This is a genomic window from Magnetococcales bacterium (genome assembly GCA_015231925.1).
GTDB lineage: Bacteria > Pseudomonadota > Magnetococcia > Magnetococcales > JADGAQ01 > JADGAQ01.
Genome location: JADGAQ010000287.1, coordinates 1 through 3678 on the forward strand (window position 1 = coordinate 1; position 3678 = coordinate 3678).

At 63.2% G+C, this 3678-nt stretch carries 2 protein-coding genes; one reads left to right on the plus strand and one right to left on the minus strand.

Translation table 11 applies throughout. The features are described 5' to 3' along the window. A partial coding sequence (locus tag HQL56_18835; GenBank protein ID MBF0311573.1) for a hypothetical protein occupies nt 1–2232 on the minus strand: 2232 nt, incomplete at its 3' end. A gap of 503 nt (nt 2233–2735) precedes the next feature. Between HQL56_18835 and HQL56_18840 the strand changes: the two genes are divergently transcribed. Further along, nucleotides 2736–3678: HAMP domain-containing histidine kinase (locus HQL56_18840; GenBank protein MBF0311574.1), on the plus strand; the 943-nt coding region annotated here is incomplete at its 3' end.

Sequence of the window (3678 nt, forward strand, 5' to 3'; positions counted from 1 at the left end):
CCCCAGCCCCACCAGTCGGGTCGAATCGGCCAACGCCGGGCCAACAGAGCGTTCACGGCCTCTTGCACCCCCCCCCCCGGCTTCCGCACCCCGAATCAAGCCCCACCAAAGCCCCACCGCCAGGAAAACCAGCAACCAGCGCATCAGCCGCACCAACGCCAAACGACGCTCCTCACCACGCCATCCCGGCGTCGGACCGGGCATCTCCGACAAACGGGGTTCCCTGGCCAACAACCACTCCTCCGCCAGGGCGAACACCGCCAAGGTCACCAGCAGCCCGCCCCAGACCCGCACACCCAGCTCCGCCAGCGCCACCCGGCCCGTCAGGGCCAGAAGAGCGGTCGTAACGGGCGCGGCAGGCAGAAGGAACAGGATGACTTTCAACAACCGGGCCCGGCCCACCTCGCCACGCGCCTCCCGTTGCGCCAATCCCGATGCCACCAGAGAGGGCAGCTTCATCAGCAGCGGCAGCCAGAGCAGCAGAGCGACATGCCACAAACGCTGCACCGCGTCCAGCTCTTCACGGGAAGCGCCCGAAGCCGACACCACCAGCCACAAACCCGTCAACAGGCCGCTGCCCGTTACGGCGGGGGCCAGACGCAGCAGCCATTCACGCCGCGTCGCCAAACTCCAGTCGAGCGCGATGCCGACCAGACGGCCACCCTCCAGGGTCAGAACGGCCAACCAGACCGGTCCCAGAAAATCCAGTGCGTGCCACGAGGTTTTGCCGGGCAGATACCAACCCGCCACCGCCAGCGCCAATCCGCCACCGGTCAGCCACCACAAACGACCCGCCGTCTCTTTTCGACCGGACGGGGCCTCGGAGAGACGCCGTTGCAGAACGGGCCACGACCACCAGCCCCAAAAGGTCAACCCCAGAATCACCCCACCCGCCAGAAGACCCTGCCAACGAACCCATGCCCCCGAGGCTTGCCAAACCGCCACCCGCCAGGCGAACTCCTCCTGCAAACCCTGTGCGCTCTTTTTCCACAAACCGCTGCCCGGTGGCTCCGGCAGGGGGCGGCGAACGGACAGCGGTTCGGGGGAGGCCGGGAGAGCCCAGCGCTGACGGCTTTCACCCACCTTGCGGGTCAGTCGCTCCAGATCCTTGACCTGCTGATCGTGAAGACCGATCAATCCGTCCAACAGTCGGGCTTCCAACACCTCGGCGCGGTTTTCCTTCTCCTCGGGACGGGTGCGCAATTGGGCGATTTTGCGCTCCAGCTCCTCGGCGCGCTGACGATGACTGCGCACCATCTGTTCCAGCAAACGGATTCTCTCCGCTCCCGTGGCCTCGTCCGACACGCCGTCGCCGGGACGCAGCCGCTCCCGCTGCCGACGCAGCAGGTTTTCCATGGCCCGCACCTCCGACAACACCCCCGAGGCCTGCTCCAGCACCTCCCGGCTCCACAGTTCCCAACGACCGAGGCGTCGCGGCGAAACCCCCGGCTCCTGCAGTTCCGCCTCTCGCCGGGCCAGCTCCCGTTCGATCTTGGCGCGCTCCAGGCCCACCAGGGTCAGGCGCAAACGCTCCTCCACCTCCAGCAGGGAACGTTTCATCTCCTCCTTCGGTTCGCCCTTGGCCTCTTTGGCGGCGCCCTCCTGATCCAGCTCCGTCTGGCGTTTGGCCAGGGACTGGGCGATCTCCCCCACCTCCTTTTCCAGATCGGGCAGACGGTTTTCCCGGTTCGCGGGAGGGTCGACGCGGTTTTTGGCCTGCAAGGCCTCCAGCCGCGTTCGGGCCTGCTTCAACAGAATCTCCAGGGTGGCGCGACGGGCATCCTCTTCGTCGGGGGTTCGGGAATGATCCACCTGGGCCAGGGCACGGGTCAGAGCGGCCACCCGCAAGCGGGCCGCCTCCTCTTCGAGTTGTCCGGCAGCTATCGGCGGCTCCGGAGGCGGCGCAACGACAACTCCGGCTTCCGGCGCGACCACCGTCGCAGGCGCGGGGGAAGGGGCTGCCTCCGCCGCTTTGGGCGCGACGGGGGCAACCTCCCGACTCGGGGGCAAGGGCGTCGGAGGCGTGATCTCCACCTCCCGAAGGTGCTGATCCGCCTCGAACTGGGATTGCAGACGCATGGCCTCCCGACGCAAGGCCTCCTCCTCCAGCACTTCCGTGATCGAGGGGATGCGCCCCCCCCCCGCCGCCAGGAGGGGTCCGGCCAGCAGACAGCCGCATAAAAAGACCATCACACCTGCCTGCAACCGTTTTGCACTGCCAGTTGTCCTCATGGTTCCAATCCGGAATCTGTTCAGGTATACGGGGGTCCGGGGGGATTATCCCCCCCGGCGGGTCCAGGGCAGTGCCCTGGGACTAATCCTCTAATCCGATGGAATTGCAAAACTCCCGCTGCCAAGCGGGAATAAATTTTAAATTTTTTGACTTTCAATATTTTATCTTTTAAGTATCAAAAAAAGGACATGTTCCATCCTTTGACTTTTCGTTTATCATTCATTTAGATCGTTCCGAACAATTGCTTCGCAGTTTTGCAATTGGCTCATCCTCCAATCCTTTCAGGCTCGCCCAGCTCATGGTCATCCTTTTCGACGTTGCCGAAAAGGATGACCAAAAAGCGAGCCCGCCATGGGTCATGTCCTGAGCCAATCGTCCGTTTGATTGGCCAGGGCATGACCGAATTGTCCTGCCGGTGCCCGGAAGATACGCTTCCAGCGGCATGTTGAATCAGGCTATCCTTGCTTCGCAATGGTTCTTCACCCGGTTTGGAGAGGCTCTCATGTCCGACAGTGCCGCGAAACCCCCCGTCTTCTCCATGGATTGGCCCCTGCCTCCCTGGATCGATGCCCTGCCAACCCCGTCCACCCTGCTGCTGCGCTATACGGAATCCCGTCGGGACGGGATGTTGCACCGCTTTTTTTTCTCACCGGGCTGTCAGAACATTCACATGCTGCTGACCACGTTGGGGGCGGTGCTGCTGCTGACCATCAGTCTGCATCTGCTTTATATCTCCCGACAACTCGATCTGGCCATCGCCACCCATCCGGACCTGCCGTTGAACACCCTGAAACACAGCCTCGACTGGCTTTGTCTGGCGCTGTGGTGCTGTTTGCCCCTGACCGGATTCGTGGGGGCCATGACCCGCAAGATCTTCTCCTATCGTTTGGGCTATATCGGTCGGGTTCTCTCCGAAATCGAGCAGGGCAACCGCACGGTGCGGGTTCACATCGCTTCCGAAAACCGCAGTATCCTCTACAACGTCATCGGAGCCCACATCAACGTGCTGGCCGACAGTCTGCAGGCCAACGAGGAGGAGGTGGAACGCACCATGGCCAGCCTGCGGGAAGCCAAGGAGCGGGCCGAAACCGCCAATCAGACCAAATCCGCCTTTCTGGCCAACATGTCCCATGAGCTGCGCACCCCGATGCAGGCCATTCTCGGATTTTCCGAACGCGGCATCAAAAAGGTGGCCGTGGCCCCACCCGAAACCCTGGAACGCTACTTCCGCAACATCTTTACCGGCGGGCAGCGACTGCTCGGCATGCTCAACGATCTGCTGGATCTGGCCAAGCTGGAAGCGGGGCGCATGGTGTTTCATCCGGAGGTGCAGCATCTGACGCCGCTGCTGCAGACCACCTGCGCCGAGATGGAGCCGTTGTTTCAGGAACGGGAGGTGAGCTTCGAACTGTACACGGGCAACGTCTCGGATCTGGTCTGCGGCG